Below are 18,978 nucleotides of genomic sequence, written 5' to 3'. Positions count from 1 at the left end.
ATTTCCCCAATAGATCCCTCAGAGATGATGAGGTAGATAGGTTCGGCGTGTACGTATGGCAACATATTCAGCGGACGAATACTAATCGATCGACGACTTATTCAAAGATTTGTACCGTGTAGGTTAATACACTTGAATGTTTTGATTTGCTTCTATCCGGTTTTGAGTGTGACATCGTCGCATTCGTCAAGTGAACCATTGTCTGGTAGTGATGGCGGAGAGGCCACACCTGTTCCCATGCCGAACACAGTCGTTAAGCTCTCCAGCGCCGATGGTAGTTGGACTGACGTCCCGTTAGAGTAGGACGCTGCCAGGCAATTTTTTATTTTATGATTCCACAGTAGCTCAGTGGTAGAGCTATCGGCTGTTAACCGATCGGTCGTAGGTTCGAATCCTACCTGTGGAGCCATTTTTATGTTTCAAACTTTTTTTATTTCTGGCCCGTTGGTCAAGCGGTTAAGACACCGCCCTTTCACGGCGGTAACACGGGTTCGAGTCCCGTACGGGTCATTTTAGGAGAATTAGCTCAGCTGGGAGAGCATCTGCCTTACAAGCAGAGGGTCGGCGGTTCGAACCCGTCATTCTCCATTACGGAGAGGTAGCGAAGTGGCTAAACGCGGCGGACTGTAAATCCGCTCCTTCGGGTTCGGCAGTTCGAATCTGCCCCTCTCCATTTCTATATCTAATATTGGGCTGTAGCCAAGCGGTAAGGCAACGGGTTTTGGTCTCGTCATGCAAAGGTTCGAATCCTTTCAGCCCAGCCAATTAGAGCCATTAGCTCAGGTGGTAGAGCATTTGACTTTTAATCAAAGGGTCAGAGGTTCGAGTCCTCTATGGCTCATCAAGACACTTATTCAGTTAAGTGTCTTTTTTTATGCACTCATTTATATTTATTAGTCGTTGCATAAATGCGACATTTTTTATATCATGTATGTATAGAATGAAAAAGGGGAGTATTTTATGAATAGAGTTGATATTATAGGAGCCGCAACTACGTTTGGACAACCAAGACTGGGTGTGGATTTAGGGCCGGACGCGCTCCGCTATGCAAATTTAGTAAATGAAATTGAGAAACTTAATATAAATGTAAATGATAAAGGTAATATACATAGTGACATGAAGGTGAATGTTGCAGAACATTCGCAGGGTGATGCGAACACTTTGAAGAATTATGAGCAGGTGGTTGATTTTAATAGTAAGCTTGCGACTACAGTGGATGAATCCATACAACAAGGTGCTTTTCCATTAATTTTGGGCGGGGATCATTCACTGGCGATTGGCAGCCTTGCCGGCATCAGCGGCCATTACGAGAATTTGGGCGTAATATGGTATGATGCACACGGCGACCTGAATAACAGTGATACTTCACCTTCAGGCAATATACACGGAATGCCTCTTGCGATTTCCTGTGGGGTGGGTGATGAGAAGCTGGTGAACCTTTATAAAGACGGAGCGAAAGTTAAACCTGAAAATATCGTTCTTATCGGTATGCGTGATCTTGATGAAGGCGAAAAAGAGTATATCAGGGAAAATAATATATTGACCTTCACAATGACTGATATTAAAGAAAAAGGTATATCAGCAGTAATGGAGGAGTCTCTTAAGCACCTGCAGGATAAAACAGACGGTATCCATCTTTCACTGGATGTAGATGCTCTGGATCCGATGGAAACGCCTGGGACGGGCACGCCGGTAGATGGCGGGCTGAGCCTGTCGGAGACACTGCATGCAATGACACAGCTTCATGATTCGCAAAAGATTACATCGATGGATCTGGTTGAAGTGAATCCATTGCTGGATGATAAAAATAAAACGGCAGAAAAAGCTGTATCAATCGCTTCCGCTTTTTTCGGTAAAAAACAAAAATAATAAAAATGAATTGAAAAAAACGTGGTTAGTTTGCTCTCAACCACGTTTTATTGTTCTTCATAGGGCAATATTTGAATTTTATAGTCTAAAACTTTGTCACTCTCTTTTTTAGTGGACTGTTCTTTGACGAACTTCCTTAAATCTTTCCTGAATTGGGGCAGTTGTTTGTCTTTTATCCTCAAATGGTAGGACATTTTATCCTTTTTCTTCTCTTCTTGTTTATATTTAAGAAGATTGATATTTGGAACCACTTTTTCAGCTACGGGCTCATAAAACTTTTGTATAATACTGTTCTTTTCGACAGTTTTTACGACATGGATAATATCGTTTTTAAGTAATTCATTCAAATGATAGTGAATTTTGGCTCTGGGAATCCCTAATTCATCAGCCAGCATCTGACCGGTTTTGGGCTGTTCGCTCAATAAGGTGAGTAATTCAATTCTGAAAGGATCGCTGACACTTTTTAACTGATATAAGTCATTTATAACCAATAGTTTTTTCATTTGGAACCCCCTTATATATGTATTTATAGTATGATTAAGAGTAAATAAGTTGTCAAATAAATGGTTACATAATTTAGAGTGCACAAGAAAGGGGCACCGTTGATGGTCGGGCAGAGAATTAAAGAAACGAGACATCGAAATAATTTGACCCAGGAAGAATTGGCGGAAGGCATCATATCAAGGACATATTTAAGTCTTATCGAAAAGGGGAGTGTCCAGCCCTCAACAAATGTTCTGATTAAATTAAGTGAACGGTTAAACTGTTCTTTAAACGATTTGATGTCAGAAACTTCGAATTTCAGATATAATGATGTAGAAGTGTTTCGTGAAATCGTTTACCATGAATATAAAGTTGAACACGATGATTTTAGTACAATTAAAGGATTAATCAGCAAAGAGTATGAGAAGACAGATGAAATATCCATGTCCGACAAAGGCAGATTGCATCTACTCTATGCGAAATACTACCGGCATTTATCCGAAAATGAACAGTTGCATTTTCATACTGAAGAATCGATTTCAAGTTTATCTAATAATGTTATCAATCAGTTTTATATAGATGCTGTGCTGTTGAAATCCGGCTATTTAATTGAGGAAAATCGTATTACACAGGCTTTGGATATATTGGAAGAAACATATTCACTGGTTTTTCAAATGAGCGATTTAAAACTGGGCAGGCTGAAATTATTATTTGAAATAATAGAATGTTATTATAAAAAGGCACAGTATTTTACATGCAGAAGGTTACTGGATAAATTTTCTTACCTTAAAGAAAGCATGCAAATTCATTATCGACAGGAAGAATTTCTGTTTTTATTTTCTAAGGTTGCAGTTCAGCAGCAGGACTTTGAATTGCTCGACAGTCTTGTAAATATGACAGACAGCAGCCGGATGACACTGTTGAAATGTTTTAACCTGTATAAAAATGATCAGATAAAAGAAGCAGTAATATTATTCAAGGGGTATCAAAAAAATACAGATGAATTGAAAGTCGATCCTTTAATGAGAGGTATCTACCAGGAATTAGAGGATAGGATTGGTTCGTTATAATTCATCGGAAAGGACCGGATGAGTGAATAACACTAATATTTTAGAGAATATAACGACCACGACTCTTATTACAAGTATCATAGACATAATAATTGTTTGGTACGTTTTTTACTTATTAATTACCGTGATGAGAGGGACTAAAGCCATACAATTAATAAAAGGCATATTCTTCATATTAATTGGACGGGGTATCAGTAACGCATTTGATTTAACCACTACGACTGAAATTTTCGATACAGTTTTAGAGTGGGGTTTTCTGGCAATCATTGTCATATTCCAGCCGGAGTTGCGCCGTGCACTTGAACAGCTCGGCCGGGGCAGTCTTTTCAGATCCAACTCAAGCACTGCCGGGTCGGATTATGAGAAACTGAGAGAAGCGATTGTCAAATCCATCAGATACATGGCTAAGAGACGTATCGGTGCACTAATTGTGTTTGAAAAAGAAACAGGTTTGAAAGAATATACTGAAACGGGTATAACAGTCGATGCAAATATATCATCAGAACTGCTGATCAACATCTTCATACCGAATACACCGCTACACGATGGTGCAATGATAGTTACCGGCGATAAGATCAACTCTGCTGCAAGCTACCTGCCGCTGTCGGACAGCAGTAAAATCGCGAAGAACCTGGGAACAAGACACCGTGCAGCAGTCGGTATTTCTGAAGTTACCGATGCATTTACAGTTGTTGTATCTGAAGAAACAGGAAATATTTCTGTTACATATGGAGGCAAGCTGGATAAAGAGATTACTTTGGAAGAACTGGATGAATTGTTGAAGAAGCACTGGAGTATCCTGCCTGCAATTAAGGAAGGAGGCGGTCTCTTTGCTCGAAAGTAAGTGGGGACTGAGATTTGTTGCTTTATTTCTCGCACTGTTCATGTTTTTATCAGTGAATAATGTATTTGAGAATGTTAATCCTTTCGATGAGGAAGGAAATGACGATGAAACGGAATTGATTCAGGGCATGCCGGTTGATGTTCTGTATGATGAAGATGATTACTACGTCAGCGGCGTACCGAACCAGGTCAATGTTCAATTGTCAGGCAGTACTTCGAATATTGTCCGACTGCAGACAACAAGAGATTTTAATGTACAGCTGGATTTAAGAAGCCGGGGAACAGGAGAACATGAAGTTCACTTTACGATTGATGAACTGCCTGAAAACGTAAATGCAGAAGTTGTGCCCGAAACAGCCACTGTAAATATCCAGGATCTGGTCTCACAAACCTTTACGGTACAGGCCGAAGTGAATGGCAGCCGTGTCGGACCGAACCATCAACTGGAATCAGTCGTGGTTGAGCCGGATACAGTGACTGTCTATGGAGGAGAAAATGAGATCAATCGGATACAATATGTCCGTGCGACTCTCAGTGATAACACCAGAATTACAGATAACCGGGCTGAAGAAGCGGACGTCGGTGTTTTTGACTTCCAGTTCAACCGTTTAGATGTAAGGACTGAACCATCGAATGTCAGAGTTGAAATCAATGTCAGTGAGTTGAGCAAGACTGTACCTGTGAATTATACAGTCGTCGGCATGGTGGACAGCAACCATGAACTTGTGGATGTTGAACTGAACTATGACAATGTAGAAGTGTTCGGAAGTGAAGAAGCATTAAATGAAATTGAATCAGTGGATGTTGAAATTGATGTGGATGAACTCGACAGTTCAGTTACACGGGATGTAGAATTAGACTTACCGGAAAGTGTAACTAAAACTGAACCAGCTGTTTTAGAAGCTGATTTAACTATAGAAGAAAATGACTAAAGGAGAAACTCATGGGTAAATATTTTGGAACAGATGGAGTCAGAGGTGTAGCTAACACAGAATTAACACCCGAACTGGCATTTAAATTAGGACGTTTTGGCGGATATATCTTAGCAGGTGAAAACAATGACAGACCTACATTTCTAGTCGGACGCGATACTCGTATTTCAGGAGAGATGCTGGAGTCGGCACTTGTTGCAGGACTGCTTTCAATCGGTGCAGAAGTAATGAGGCTCGGCGTCATTTCCACTCCGGGTGTCGCTTATCTGGCGAAAGAAATAGAAGCGGATGTCGGTGTGATGATTTCTGCATCGCATAACCCGGTCGGTGATAACGGTATTAAATTCTTCGGTTCTGATGGATTTAAACTGACAGATGATCAGGAAGCTGAAATCGAAGAGATGCTGGATAGCGAAACAGATGATCTGCCAAGACCGACAGGTATAAACCTGGGGAATATATCAGATTATTTTGAGGGTGGCCAAAAGTATGTAAGCTACTTGAAATCTACTGTTGAAGGCGATCTGGAAGGTTTGAAAATAGGATTGGACGGCGCACACGGTTCAACGCATAAACTCGCACCCTACCTGTTTGGCGACCTGGAAGCAGATACAGTAACAGTAGGTACAAATCCAGATGGAACAAATATTAATGAGGGTGTCGGATCCACACATCCTGAGAAATTGATAGAACTTGTCCAGGAAGAAAAGTGTGACTTCGGACTTGCATTCGATGGGGACGGAGACCGTTTAATCGCTGTTGATGAAAATGGAAACATCGTGGATGGCGATAAGATCATGTTCATCATCGCACAGCATCTAAAAGAAAATGGTGAATTGAAAGATGACATGGTTGTCTCTACAGTTATGAGTAACCTCGGTTTTTATAAAGCTCTGAAAGAACATGGACTGAAAAGCGACAAGACGAAAGTCGGAGATCGCTATGTGGTGGAAGAGATGAGAAAACATGGCTACAGCCTGGGCGGAGAACAGTCCGGCCATATCATCATGATGAATTACAATACGACTGGAGACGGCTTATTATCAGGTGTTCATCTGGCAGCCATCGTCAAACAGTCCGGCAAGACTTTGGGAGAGCTTGCTGCGCAGGTGGAAACGTTCCCTCAAAAGCTCGTCAACGTCAAAGTGACTGACAAGCATAACGTAGTCAACAATGAAAAAGTGGCTGCCAAAATTTCAGAAGTGGAAACTGAAATGGATGGAAACGGCCGTATTCTTGTCCGTGCTTCAGGCACTGAGCCTTTGGTCAGAGTTATGGTGGAAGCAGAAACTGTAGAACTTGCAGATGAATACAGCTCTGTTATCGCTGAAATTGTCGAAGCGGAAATGGGCTTATAATCAATCCAATTAAATAAAGTGATACACCCCCCTCATTCAATAAACCATTGTAATGAGGGTGTTTTTCTATTAGAATAGTACCGTTACTTTAAGGAGGGAAGGAAATTTAAATCGGAATAGCGCCTGAGCAGCGACGCTGCTGACGAGGAGGACAGTCATCGAGAATCGGCGGATACTGTCCCGGATACAGAAGTATTCGTTATATCAGTTGTTAAAACCATATGGGCGACCATTGGTACAAAGCACTGGTTCTAACTTGTATGTCAAAGGAGCAGATACTTTATGTGCGGAATTGTAGGATATATCGGAGAAGAAGATGTTAAGGAAATATTGTTAAAAGGTTTGGAAAAGCTCGAATACCGCGGTTATGACTCTGCAGGAATCAGCGTACGCAGCGATGAAGAACTGAAGATTTTCAAAGAGGTCGGACGCATTAAAGATTTAAGGGAGGCAGTGGATCCCCGTTTTAAAGCAAATACAGGAATCGGACATACCCGCTGGGCGACGCACGGTGCACCGAGTGTGACAAATGCGCATCCCCATCAAAGTGCAGACGGGAGATTTACCATCGTTCATAACGGTGTTATCGAAAACTATGAGCAGATTAAAGAGGAATATTTGCAGGAGACAGATTTTGTATCCAGTACAGACACAGAAATAATTGTTGAACTCATCTCGGAGCTTTCAAAGCAAAGTGAAGATACAGCAGAAGCATTCAAGAAAGTGCTCGATGCATTGCACGGTTCATATGCACTCGGTCTTATGGATAATGAAGATGAAGACGTTATCTATGTTGCTAAAAATAAATCCCCATTGCTTCTCGGTAAAGGTAATGGTTTCAATGTCATCACTTCGGATGCGATGGCGATGCTCCACAAAACAAATGAATTTGTGGAACTGATGGACGGGGAAGTCGTGACACTTAAAAAAGATGAGATCGTGATAAAAGATAAGGCAGGCAACATTGTCGAGCGGGATTCTTATATTGCTGAAATTGACGAAAGTGATATCGAGAAGGGCACGTATGAGCATTATATGCTCAAAGAAATTAACGAGCAGCCGGCAGCGATGAGAAAGATTATTCAGGAATACCAGGACAAAGATGGTGAACTGAAAGTAGACCCGGCCATCATCGAACAGATTAACGCTGCAGACCGTATTTACATCATTGCGGCAGGGACCAGTTATCACGCGGGTCTGATCGGCAAAGAGTACTTCGAAAAATGGGCCGGTCTTCCGACAGAAGTGCATGTGGCTTCGGAGTTTGTATATAACACACCGCTGCTGTCTGAAAAGCCGCTCTTCATATTCATATCACAGTCGGGAGAAACGGCGGACAGCCGTGCAGTGCTTGTCGAAGCTAAGAAGCTTGAGCATATGACGCTGACGATAACCAATGTACCCGGCTCGACATTGTCCCGTGAAGCGGATCAGACATTGATACTGCATGCAGGTCCGGAAATTGCTGTTGCTTCTACAAAAGCATATACAGCTCAAATAGCGGTATTGTCGATATTGGCACAGGTCGCAGCCCGTGAACTGGGTAAATCAATCGATATCAGTCTGATTGAAGAGCTGGCTAAAGTGACGACTGCAATTACTGCGGTCATTGATGACGCAGAGACGATAGAAACGCTTGTCGAAGAGTATTTGGAAACAACAAGAAATGCGTTCTTTATTGGCAGGACAATGGATTATTATGTCGGTCTGGAAGGTGCATTGAAATTAAAGGAGATTTCCTATATCCAGGCAGAAGGGTTTGCCGGCGGAGAGCTGAAGCACGGTACCATTGCTCTCATTGAAGAGGGTACACCGGTGTTTACATTGACGACCCAGGAAAAAGTGAACTTGAACATCCGCGGCAATGCCCAGGAAGTCGAAGCAAGAGGTGCTAATGTCTGCACCATAGCGATGGAAGGGCTGGAAACACATAACGATGCATATGTGATCCCGAAAGTACACAGTATGCTGACACCGCTTGTGTCAGTAATTGTCTATCAGTTCATTTCATACTACGCAGCACTGCACCGTGGTAACGATGTCGATAAACCGAGGAACTTAGCGAAATCGGTGACGGTGGAGTAGATTTAAAGCATCAAAACGAATCCCCTGTTCCATGACAAAAAAGTTCTTTACTGAACAATAAAGTTGTTTACTTTACAAAAAAGTTCTTTACTCAGGTTGTTATTATGAGATAATAATCATAGTAACAGCCTTTTCTATATTTTTCTTATGGAGGAATACTATGCCGAAGCGAACAATTAAATGGACTGAGGAGAAAATCGCTCGTTTTTATGGCGAAGGTCGCGGAAGTGGTGAGTTAGCAAATTACAAACCATGGTTAACGATCCAAGATGTTCGGTCTTCCGGTCGTGCTCACCGTTTACATGGGTGGAAAACCAATCGTGAGCACCATCTTCGATCAGACCTTGAGAGAGATTACTTTTACTTGCTGGATTGGACCGATAGTGTCATAGACATCCGGGAACAATACCCCCTAGACCGGGAAAAAACACTTCAGATTGCCGAAAAGAAACAAGTGAATCATTCTACAGATCCTACAACTAAGACTCCCATCGTTTTCACCACTGATTTTTTTATAACCATCCGAAGAAGTAACACAATCCATTATATCGCAAGAACTACACAACCATCAGCAAAATTAAATGATAAACGGGTAATCGAGAAATTTGAAATTGAGCGTCAGTATTGGGCAGACGCCGGAATTGATTGGGGGATTGTAACTGAATTAGATTTTCCAAAAGAAACTAGTGACAACATTGCTTGGGTTCATAGATCGTATTATTTAGAGGAAAACGAGATGAATTTGGCAGTGATCTTATATGATTTTCTCGAAAATAGCAGCATGACAATTTTAAAAGCATGTAATTCTTTTGATGAACAATACTCATGTGAGCAGGGAACTGCCCTTTCTTTATTAAAATATCTCATTGCGCGCAAATATGTACAAATTCAAATGGACAAGCCTGTAAATCTTCGCTATCCAACATCGGAATTATTCTTTTTGTTATCACGTGAACAAAAGGAGCGTCTGGCGACATGATTTTTTCAATTAATGAATTACTCAAGGATGAGGAAGCAGATAAAACCTTTCGGATACTTTGGGTTGATGAAGGGAATGTTGTTGCTTATCTGATTGATGTAGATGATGAGAAAGCATTTCCATTCACGCAAAAGATAAGTGAGTTAAAAGAGGAATTGATTTATGATCGATTAATTAAGATAAAAAATGATCCCTTTCTACTTGGTAATTACAATATAACCAATAATATAAATCTTGCCATCCGTGACAAAGCCTGGACAATGATTCGGGGCATTGTATTGCAAGAACCAGATGTATTCGACAAGGAAAAACGTGGACAGATGATTGGCGCGGTTATAAATAAATATAGAACCACAAAACCAACGGTTTATAAATACTTACGGCGATATTGGCAACGTGGAAAAACTCCTAATGCTTTACTTCCTGACTATAGTAAATCGGGTGGCAAGGGAAAGGAAAAGTCAGTAGGAACTAAAAAAAGAGGACGTCCGTCTAAGTATCGCTCAAACGGGATTAACATAGATGAATCGACAAAGAAAGTGTTTCGTGTTGCGTTAGAAAAGCATTATTTAACTAGTAAAAAGAACAGTTTGCCGGATGCTTATAGAATGATGGTTAAAGAATTTTATGCCAGTGACTATTATTACGATAATGGTGTGAAAAAGGTTATTGTGGCTGATGAGGATCAATTACCAACGCTTAGACAATTTCGTTATTGGTACGATAAAGAATACAACATAGAAGAATCAACCATTGCCAGACAAGGTCGTAAGAAGTACGAAAAGGATTTTCGTTCCGTATTGGGTTCTTCGACCAAGGAAGCGATCGGTCCCGGGTCGCGTTATCAAATTGATGCTACTGTCGGCGATGTATATTTAATTTCGCGTTACAATTCAGATTGGATAATTGGCCGTCCGGTGATTTATTTAGTTGTTGATGTCTTCAGTAGAATGATTGTCGGCATGTATATTGGACTTGAAGGACCTTCTTGGACGGGGGCTATGATGGCATTGGCTAATGTTACCGCTAACAAGCAACAGTTTTGTCGTGAATATGGGATAGAGATTTCGAAGGAAGCTTGGCCTGTTGAGCATCTCCCTGATGTTTTGCTGGCTGACCGTGGAGAATTAGAAGGTTCGAATGTGGACCGGATGATTTCGGCATTCAACATGCATGTTGAGAACGCTGCTCCTTATCGGGCTGATTGGAAAGGTATTGTTGAGAAACAATTTGATATCGTGCAGCGTAAAGTAAAGCCCTTTTTACCGGGTTATATAGATAAAGACTTTCAGGAACGTGGGGCACGTGACTACCGGCTGGATGCAAAATTAACTGTTGAACAGTTTACACAATTAATCATTCAACAGGTCATTTATTACAATACAGAACATTACTTAAAGGAATACCTTCGGGATGAGGATATGATTCAGGATGAGGTTAATCCTAACCCGTTGGAATTATGGAATTGGGGGATTCAAAACCGTTCGGGAAAACTGCGGTATTTTCCTGAAGAACTTATTAAACTGCATTTATTGCCACAGGGGCAAGCAACAGTAACTTACAAAGGTATCAAATTTAAAGGAATACATTATAGTTGTGAGCGCGCTTTAAAAGAATTATGGTTCCAAACTGCAAGGCAAAAAGGAAGTTGGAAGCTAGCTATATCCTATGACCCTCGCAACATGTCGTCGATTTATCTGTTGAACGATAATCATTCCTTTGAGACATGTTATTTACTTGAACACCAGCATCGGTATGCTAACAAAACAATGGATGAGGTTCTTAATCTCCTTGAACATGAAAAACAAATGAATCATAGTGCGGAACATCAACAACTACAAAAAGAGGTTGATTTTATAACAGAAGTAGAAGCGATTGTTAAACCCTCGGTTAAAAAGGCAAATGAGGAACAATCTTCTACGATTAGTAAGGCGGAAAAAACAAGGGCAGTCAAGGAAAATCGTAAAAATGAGCGAGAATCTAGACAAAAAGAGGAAGTTTTCAAATTTGGTAACAAACAACAGAATGAACCCTTGGCTGATATTGTTGTCCCTTTTGATAAAAAAGACGAAGACAAGGAGGAACAATATGCGCGCCCTTCCATTAAAGAATTCCTTCGAAGAAGAGGGGAGGAAAATGACCATGAGTCCTAATGATGGTTTACTTCAAGCACAACACGCTGTTTATCATGAACAGGAGCTGAGTGATTTTCAAGGAAATCCGTTAATCGAAGCCTTACCGCCGATCATGTCTCCAGAAGAAGCGTTTGATAAGTTGAGTTATTACCCGGATTACAATGAAAAAGAGCGTCAGCTCTCACCTCATTTACGTTATCATGCTTTAATTCGCTTAACCCGATTTTTTCAGCCGGTTATGCAGCATATCGACCTTGAACAACGTTTTTCGAGATTATTAAGGTATGGTTATGTGGGGCGTCATCCTTCTTCACCTGAAAACATTGAAAAACTAAATCACGCTCACCAAGCCTTGTCAGGAAAAACGATTCAGTCTGATATACGTTCAACAGCGTCTAGTTTTACCTTGATGGGTTTTTCAGGTATCGGAAAGACAACAGCTATAGAACGGATTCTATCTCTATACCCGCAATTGATTATTCATAAGCATCCTCTCAACATGATGCAAATTGTGTGGCTCAAGCTGAACTGCCCGCATGACGGTTCACTTAAATCCTTATGCATGGATTTCTTTTTAAAAATTGATGATTTACTCGGTACGAATTATTACGAGCGTTTTGGAGGAAAACGTAATTCGATTAGTTCTATGGTGACACGAATGAGACAAATTGCGCTTAATCATTCTATTGGTGCGCTGATTATTGATGAAATCCAACATTTACTAACCGCCAAAGACAGCGGATCGGAAAAGATGATGAATTTTTTCGTTACATTAGTTAATGAGATCGGAATCCCAGTGATGATGATTGGAACAATGAGAGCAAGGACCGTTCTGCAACAGGACTTCAGACAGGCAAGACGAGGTAGTGGACAGGGTGACATGGTATGGCAACAAATGAAAAATGATGAAGATTGGGATGTGCTCGTTTCGAGCATGTGGGAGTATCAATGGACGAAAAACAAAGTTGAGCTAACAGAGGAACTGAATCATACGCTTTATGAACAAAGTCAAGGTATCGTTGACATTGCAGTAAAACTATTTGTTCTTTCGCAAGGAAGAGCAATGGAGACTGGAAAAGAAACGATAACTCCTGCCATGATTCGAAAAGTTGCATCCGATGACTTGAAGCTCGTCCAACCAATGCTAAAGGCACTTCGGTCAGGATTAGCCACAGAAATCGAAAAATATGAAGATATTAAGCCGATGGATATTGAGGACTACATTCAACATCGCCAATCAAAAATAGATTGGAAAGCCACTATACAGAAGATAAAGGAAAAGCAAGCTGAAGCTCGACAAAAACAGGAAACGTCAATGTTGGAAAAGGTGATAATGGCTCTTATAGGATTGGATGTTGACCCAGAGATAGCGGAAAAGGCCACAACAAAGGCATTAAAACAATTTCCAGAAGCATCGCAAGCCGAGCTAATGCAAGATGCGCTTGCTTTGATGGAGGAACAAAAGAAGACTCCGAAGAAAAAGAAACGAAAGTATTCAACAAATAAACTAAAAAAAACCGTTGATGAAGGTAAAAAACAAAAGCTTTCAGGTTATGAATCCTTAAAAGAAGCTGGGTATATAAAAGCACCAGGCGATGAATTTGTGATATAGGAGGACCGAATATGCTCTCCTTTTTTCCAACTCTTTATGAAGATGAGTTGTTGTATAGCTGGTTCGCTCGTTATCATGTCCGTTCCTGTAATATTAGCTCAAAGGCAACCATGAAAGATTTATTTGGTTCGGCTAATACCATTGCAGTCCCGGACTTGCCGACTCAATTGGGTAAACTGAACGAACGTATCAAGCATTTTGAAATTCCGGGAGTGAAAGATTGGATTGAGAAACACACGTTTTACCACTATTACACAACCTTTGCGAAGCCAAATACGAGACAAGAGGTTTATGATTCGATGATTGTCGGCAATAGACCGGGTGCAATTCATATGTTGACCGGTATGATGGCAAGCAATGTTTCGGAATCCCGTTATTTTCGTTATTGCCCGCGGTGTGTTGAAGACGACCTTCAGCAATACGGGGAAACGTATTGGCGTTTATCCCATCAGTTGTCAGGGGTTTTGGTGTGTCTTAAGCATAATATTTTGTTGCAGGACTCTTCCGTACCCTTTCGTGGCCAAAACAAACACGTTTATACACCGGCGACCAAGGACTATTGCAATACGCAAGAAAAAACACTTGCTTTTAGTGAAAAAACAATGTATTACCTGAAAGCCATTGCAAAAGACAGTATTAGGTTGATTAATCAAGACTTTCAATTTAAATGGCAAGGGGTACAGCAAGCTTATAAATATTTGCTTCAAAAACATGGTTATGCCACGGTAACAGGATCAGTTGATCAAAGCACTTTAACGGAACAGTTTCACCATTTTTACGGTGAAGAACTTCTAGCCACTTTGCAGTCATCGGTTAACCCCGATAATCAATCCTGTTGGTTGAAGGCAATTACACGAAAGCATCGGAAAGCTTTCCACCCGATTCGCCATTTGTTATTTATTCACTTCTTTGGTGAAACGGTGGAATCCTTTTATCAGTATGCAACACGAAAGTTTCAACCCTTTGGAGAAAGTCCTTATGTTTGTTTGAATGCAGCTGCGAATCACTATTTACAACCCGTCATTCCTAATGTGAAAGTTACTATTTGTACAGATACACGAAGGCCAGTAGGCACTTTTACTTGTTCATGTGGATTCAGTTATTCAAGAAGAGGACCAGATCAAAAAAAAGAAGATCGTTATAAAATCGGTCGTATTAAACAATTTGGTTCAGTCTGGAAAGAAAAGCTTCATCAGTTGATTCATGCTGAAAAGCTTAGTTATTATGCCGTGGCCAAACATTTAAAGGTTGATATCGGCACGGTAAAGAAATATGCTAATCAAAGTTCAAAGCATGATCCTATCAAGATGGTTGATAGCACCTCTTTATTGTCTGAAAAACGAGGAAAGTGGCTACAATTACAACAGCAGTATTCAACCCTATCCGTTACAAAACTGCGAAAGGTCGATCAAGCGTTATATACCTGGCTTTATCGGCATGACCGGCAGTGGTTGGACAGGCATTCACCGAGACAAAAGAGGAAGCCCTCAGAAAACTACCGTGTGGACTGGTCTGAAAGGGACCAAAAGGTGTTGAAGGAAGTGCAGACAGCAGTTCAACAATTGTATTCTATAAGAAAGCCGATTCATATTAACATCGGTCGAATTGGTAAAGAAACCGGACGTCTTGCTTTACTTGAGCGTCATTTTGACAAACTGCCTGAAACGAAAGCCTACTTAAAACAAGTTGTAGAAACAAAAGAACAGTTTCAGATGCGCCGTGTTAAATGGGCAGTTCTGGAGTTATCTCAATGTCATGAAGAGATCGTGGAGTGGAGAATCCGTCGTTTGGCTGGACTCCGAGACGAACTTCCAGATGGCGTACAACAGGAAATTTCCTTGTGGGTACAACGGTATCAAACAATGGCAAGGAAGGAGGTGTGAAAGGATGGCATCCATAAAGTTAAAACCCTGGCCATTCGAGGATCGAGTAGTAAAATTACATTGGTTCGGCCACGTAAGATTAACCTCGCCAAAAAAGTGGCGTATTACCGTGGCCTTTGAAGATCGAAACAAAGTGGAGCTGGTTCAATATCCAATCGGTTTGTTACCTATGCTTCGTCTCGGACAATATTATCAAAAGGGGCAGCCATTAACATCTCAAAAAGAAGGAACGGTTGATGTTACACGTGTGCAAGACCTCACTGCTGGTTATACAGCCAAATCAATTGATGTTGCACGTCGGTTTCAATACTTCTTATATAAAAATTACGAGTTGATTCAACAGAAGGTGTGGTGTTTTCAGTCTGGTCGTAACTACTATTATATACCTCACACGGAACTAATTCGAGCGCTTTTTATCAATAATAAGGTACTGGCCAATGCATTGCTTCGCCCCAAAGGGTTAGTGTATTTGTTGAATCATCATCAAAGTAACGGTTGTCATGCATCATTTGGTTTCTCGCAAGAAATCCCGGCCACCATCATCAGTGACGATTTTGTACGCCATTTTGTCTGGTTATACTCCCTCCCTGAAATCCGCAATTCCTTCGAATCCGTTCAGACCAATGTATACGCAAACGCTACAAATTCAAATGGATTAGCTCATGGCATGCCGTTAGAATTAGTCCCCCCGAAACTGAAAAATTCGTTCTGGACATTTCGAGGGAAACGGCAGGGTAAGCATGTCTTTATTTATGAATTGCTGGATTTTAGCGTAAAGGGACTGCCGTTCGATGAAATTGAATATAGCCATGTTTCCATCAAAAAACGTGTGTACAGCAAATGCCCGAAAACGAGACGGATTTCAGAATCTGGAAAAGAACAAGACTTTGAAATTGATTCTAAAGAAGATAATCACGCGAAAGAGGACACACATCAACCGGTTGCTGAAAGTGAAGCTACTCAAATGGCCTTTGAAGGTCGGACGGAAGTCAAACGGATAGCCAAACAGGAACAGCAAGTTAATCAAGGTGATACCTATACGACAAAAGATGGCCGTGGGGGAGCATTAGTAACCGCAGCCAATGTAGATGAATCAATAGTTGGTGGCAACATTCAACCCATCGATTTTAAAGCCCTTGAAATTACATACGAAAGAAATGGTTATGATCTTGAGGGTTTTTACAGAATGATTCAATACTTAGAGGAAGCACACCCAGAATTATTGGTATCCATGAATCTTATCAACTTACCAATAGGAAGAAAATTTTCATGGTTGCCTGATGGGCGAAGGAGGGTGTGTGCTATCGTGCGCATTGAGAAAAATGGAAGGAAACCTGTTTATATTTTGGAAGTGGCACGTCCGGATCAACGATCCTTATCAACGTTGATTGTTCAAATGAAAGATGTGAAGAACCGAAAAGGTGAGGAAGAGACAATACATGGGTTGCTTCATGGTTTGGTTTTTAACGGGGGGAATTGGCATAAAAAAAGCCTTCAAAGGATAACCTTTTCAAAACTACGACATACAAGCAAGGAGCCCGAATATTGGGCGGAAAGAGTGTACGAAAAATTAATGTGACAGCCTAAAGGTAGGAAATATTAATATAAATATAGGAGTAAGCCAACTCGGCTTTAAGGGATAAAGATATTTGTGGTAATATAAAATTAAGAATAAATCGGAGGTGTTGCCAATGGAAAGAAAAAAATTAACTTTCGGGCTGACATTCAAGGGGGACAGCGCATCATAGCCCTATAAACTGCGTGATTCCCCTTAAATACGAAAGGGGTATCATAAAAACTGGAGTTTCCAAGAGATTTATGGACTGCTTTGGATAGAAAAATTGTTTCGGTACTCTTTACTGCGTTGGCACATGATCTTTCAAATCCCTGCCATACTTGGTGGGGGTGGATTGTATGATGTTATTGGAAGCTAACAACTTAAAGCTATATGCAAAGGAACGTTTGTTAGTAGATGTTGATGATTTACAAATCCGAAACAAAGACCGGATCGGCCTAGTTGGTAGAAATGGAAGTGGAAAAACAACTTTATTGGAAGTTTTGGCTGGAAAGAGATCGCATGAAGTTGGGACAGTTGCCAGCGGTACAAAATGCGAACTATTACCACAATTAAAAAGAACAGATACAACAAAAAGTGGTGGAGAACTAACACAGGAATACATCGTTGATAAGGTAATCACGAAGGATCCGAAAATTTTATTTGCAGATGAACCAACAACAAACTTGGATACTGCTCATATTGAATGGCTGGAAAAACAGCTGTTGAGTTGGCAGGGAGCGTTCGTTATTGTATCACATGACCGTACATTTCTGGATAACATTTGTACCTCCATTTGGGAGATCGATGAGGGTCGTGTGAAGGAGTATAAAGGTAATTATTCCGATTACGCACAACAAAAGGAATTAGAGCGTCACCAGCATGAAATGGCATATGAAAAATATATGATGAAGAAAAAACAGCTGGAAGAGGCGTTGGCCTTGCAGAAGAACAGAGCAGCAAGTGCTAAGAAAAAGACAAAGAAGGAAAACTCTTCTGAAGCAAACACCACTGGAGATCAAGGGAAAAAACAAAAGAAATTTCAACAAACGATTAAATCCCTTAAGACAAGGTTAGACAAACTAGAAAAAGTTGAAAAACCCAAAGATCCCAAACCTGTTAAAATGAGGTTGCCGAATGAAGTCACCTTTAAAGGGAGGCTTTCCCTTCGCGTAAACAATGTATCGGGTGTTATTGGTGATAAAACCTTGTGGAAAGCAGCAAATTTTGAGGTTCGAGATGGAGACAAACTGGCTATAATTGGACCAAATGGGAGTGGAAAAACGACTCTTGTGAAAAAGATGATTCATCGAGATGAAGGGGCAACCACTTCTCCTTCCATGAAAATTGGTTATTTTAGTCAAAACTTAGATGTCTTAAATAGTGAAAAATCAGTTTTAGATAATGTTAGCTCAACGTCAAAGCAAGATGAAACAATCAATCGAACCGTACTTGCGAGGTTGCACTTTTTCAGAGACGATGTTTATAAGCCTGTGAAAGTTTTGAGTGGTGGCGAGCGCCTAAAAGTAGTATTGGCGAAACTAATCGTTAGCGATATTAATACGTTAATTTTAGATGAGCCGACGAACTTTCTTGATACTGAAGCCATTGAAGCATTGGAATCACTTCTAGAAGAGTACAAGGGAATTGTCATCTTTGTTTCCCATGACCGGCGCTTCATCAGTAATATCGCTAATCGAATTTTAACTATCGATAATGAGGAAATTCATCTATTTGAAGGAACATATGATGAATATAAACTCCATGAACCACAAGAAAACAAAAATATAGAGAAAGAAGATAAACGGCTCATATTAGACATGAAAATATCGGAAGTACTAGGACGTCTTAGTATCGAGCCATCTGAGGAACTAGAATTGGAGTTTCAAAAACTTTTAGCGGAGAAAAGAATGCTGGATAAACATTAACCTGACTATTTACCTTTTGCCCGTAGTAGACGATATTACACTAAATCTGTGCTAAAAAAGCTGCTTTAATAAGCGTCCTAACGAACTTGACTTTCTTGTGAGTTAGGGACGTTTTTGGTATTATAAGTTATCATAAGAAATACGTTCCTCATAATAAAATCAACGTGATAACGTAGAGGTGAAAAGAATGATGGTTAAAGCTGAGAAGTTAACCTCCTAAAATGAAGATTTAAATTTTAGGAGGTT

At 40.6% G+C, this 18,978-nt stretch carries 13 protein-coding genes, 6 tRNA genes and 2 rRNA genes; 20 read left to right on the top strand and 1 reads right to left on the bottom strand.

All coding sequences use genetic code 11. The features are described from left to right. The 9 genes from BO48_RS06615 to rocF all read left to right on the top strand — a co-directional run. Positions 1-105: ribosomal RNA gene (locus BO48_RS06615) — 23S ribosomal RNA — on the top strand; the annotation flags it as partial. Between the two features lie 96 nt (positions 106-201). Then, positions 202-316 (top strand): 5S ribosomal RNA (gene rrf / locus BO48_RS06610). A gap of 18 nt (positions 317-334) precedes the next feature. After that, positions 335-409, top strand: a tRNA-Asn gene (locus tag BO48_RS06605). Between the two features lie 29 nt (positions 410-438). Further along, positions 439-510, top strand: a tRNA-Glu gene (locus tag BO48_RS06600). 5 nt (positions 511-515) lie between these two features. After that, positions 516-588: transfer RNA gene (locus BO48_RS06595), tRNA-Val, on the top strand. A 4-nt stretch (positions 589-592) separates the two neighbouring features. Continuing rightward, positions 593-673, top strand: a tRNA-Tyr gene (locus tag BO48_RS06590). A gap of 16 nt (positions 674-689) precedes the next feature. Beyond that, positions 690-764: transfer RNA gene (locus tag BO48_RS06585), tRNA-Gln, on the top strand. Between the two features lie 4 nt (positions 765-768). Then, positions 769-841: transfer RNA gene (locus BO48_RS06580), tRNA-Lys, on the top strand. Positions 842-960: 119 nt separating this feature from the next. Continuing rightward, the gene (rocF, locus tag BO48_RS06575; RefSeq protein WP_496366625.1) at positions 961-1,869 is read left to right on the top strand and encodes an arginase; all 909 of its coding nucleotides are present in this window, start codon (positions 961-963) and stop codon (positions 1,867-1,869) included. Between the two features lie 47 nt (positions 1,870-1,916). Here the strand turns inward: rocF and BO48_RS06570 are convergent, their stop codons facing one another. Next, a complete protein-coding gene (locus BO48_RS06570; protein ID WP_496366624.1) occupies positions 1,917-2,372 on the bottom strand; it encodes an ArsR/SmtB family transcription factor in 456 nt (151 codons plus the stop codon). A 78-nt stretch (positions 2,373-2,450) separates the two neighbouring features. On the opposite strand from BO48_RS06570, the gene BO48_RS06565 reads away from it, so the two are divergent. The 11 genes from BO48_RS06565 (at position 2,451) to BO48_RS06515 (ending at position 18,732) form a co-directional block, all read left to right on the top strand. Next, positions 2,451-3,422, top strand: coding sequence for a helix-turn-helix domain-containing protein (locus BO48_RS06565; protein ID WP_496366623.1), 972 nt, complete (start codon positions 2,451-2,453; stop codon positions 3,420-3,422). A gap of 22 nt (positions 3,423-3,444) precedes the next feature. Further along, positions 3,445-4,266: a diadenylate cyclase CdaA gene (gene cdaA / locus BO48_RS06560; protein ID WP_496366622.1), complete on the top strand. Its 822-nt coding sequence runs from the start codon at positions 3,445-3,447 to the stop codon at positions 4,264-4,266. Then, on the top strand, positions 4,253-5,197 hold the full coding sequence (locus tag BO48_RS06555) for a CdaR family protein (RefSeq protein WP_496366621.1): 945 nt from the start codon (positions 4,253-4,255) through the stop codon (positions 5,195-5,197). The genes cdaA and BO48_RS06555 overlap by 14 nt, the downstream gene beginning before the upstream one ends. 11 nt (positions 5,198-5,208) lie before the next feature. Next, positions 5,209-6,555 (top strand): phosphoglucosamine mutase, encoded by a 1,347-nt coding sequence (gene glmM / locus BO48_RS06550; protein WP_496366620.1) that lies wholly within the window; start codon positions 5,209-5,211, stop codon positions 6,553-6,555. Between the two features lie 282 nt (positions 6,556-6,837). Further along, complete coding sequence (gene glmS / locus BO48_RS06545) at positions 6,838-8,640, top strand: glutamine--fructose-6-phosphate transaminase (isomerizing) (RefSeq protein ID WP_496366619.1); 1,803 nt, start codon at positions 6,838-6,840, stop codon at positions 8,638-8,640. Positions 8,641-8,800: 160 nt separating this feature from the next. Continuing rightward, positions 8,801-9,619 (top strand): TnsA endonuclease N-terminal domain-containing protein, encoded by an 819-nt coding sequence (locus tag BO48_RS06540; protein ID WP_496366618.1) that lies wholly within the window; start codon positions 8,801-8,803, stop codon positions 9,617-9,619. Further along, positions 9,616-11,772, top strand: a complete 2,157-nt coding sequence (locus tag BO48_RS06535; protein WP_496366617.1) for a TnsB C-terminal domain-containing protein — start codon at positions 9,616-9,618, stop codon at positions 11,770-11,772. Before BO48_RS06540 ends, BO48_RS06535 begins: the two co-directional genes overlap by 4 nt. Beyond that, the gene (locus BO48_RS06530) at positions 11,762-13,366 is read left to right on the top strand and encodes an ATP-binding protein (protein WP_496366616.1); all 1,605 of its coding nucleotides are present in this window, start codon (positions 11,762-11,764) and stop codon (positions 13,364-13,366) included. The genes BO48_RS06535 and BO48_RS06530 overlap by 11 nt, the downstream gene beginning before the upstream one ends. 11 nt (positions 13,367-13,377) lie before the next feature. Continuing rightward, positions 13,378-15,249, top strand: coding sequence for a TnsD family transposase (locus BO48_RS06525; protein WP_496366615.1), 1,872 nt, complete (start codon positions 13,378-13,380; stop codon positions 15,247-15,249). 4 nt (positions 15,250-15,253) lie between these two features. Further along, positions 15,254-16,828, top strand: coding sequence for a Tn7-like element transposition protein TnsE (locus BO48_RS06520; RefSeq protein ID WP_496366614.1), 1,575 nt, complete (start codon positions 15,254-15,256; stop codon positions 16,826-16,828). A 335-nt stretch (positions 16,829-17,163) separates the two neighbouring features. Continuing rightward, positions 17,164-18,732, top strand: coding sequence for a Vga family ABC-F type ribosomal protection protein (locus BO48_RS06515; RefSeq protein WP_496366613.1), 1,569 nt, complete (start codon positions 17,164-17,166; stop codon positions 18,730-18,732). Positions 18,733-18,978: the final 246 nt, after the last annotated feature.

Source organism: Lacicoccus kunmingensis DSM 17847 (genome assembly GCF_059568765.1).
This window is presented reverse-complemented; position numbering and strand designations above follow the sequence as displayed.

Coding starts and splice junctions, on each gene's coding strand:
- rocF (WP_496366625.1), top strand. CDS start 961: ATGAATAGAGTTGATATTATAGGAGCCGCAACTACGTTTGGACAACCA.
- BO48_RS06570 (WP_496366624.1), bottom strand. CDS start 2,372: ATGAAAAAACTATTGGTTATAAATGACTTATATCAGTTAAAAAGTGTC.
- glmM (WP_496366620.1), top strand. CDS start 5,209: ATGGGTAAATATTTTGGAACAGATGGAGTCAGAGGTGTAGCTAACACA.
- glmS (WP_496366619.1), top strand. CDS start 6,838: ATGTGCGGAATTGTAGGATATATCGGAGAAGAAGATGTTAAGGAAATA.
- BO48_RS06540 (WP_496366618.1), top strand. CDS start 8,801: ATGCCGAAGCGAACAATTAAATGGACTGAGGAGAAAATCGCTCGTTTT.
- BO48_RS06535 (WP_496366617.1), top strand. CDS start 9,616: ATGATTTTTTCAATTAATGAATTACTCAAGGATGAGGAAGCAGATAAA.
- BO48_RS06530 (WP_496366616.1), top strand. CDS start 11,762: ATGAGTCCTAATGATGGTTTACTTCAAGCACAACACGCTGTTTATCAT.
- BO48_RS06525 (WP_496366615.1), top strand. CDS start 13,378: ATGCTCTCCTTTTTTCCAACTCTTTATGAAGATGAGTTGTTGTATAGC.
- BO48_RS06520 (WP_496366614.1), top strand. CDS start 15,254: ATGGCATCCATAAAGTTAAAACCCTGGCCATTCGAGGATCGAGTAGTA.
- BO48_RS06515 (WP_496366613.1), top strand. CDS start 17,164: ATGATGTTATTGGAAGCTAACAACTTAAAGCTATATGCAAAGGAACGT.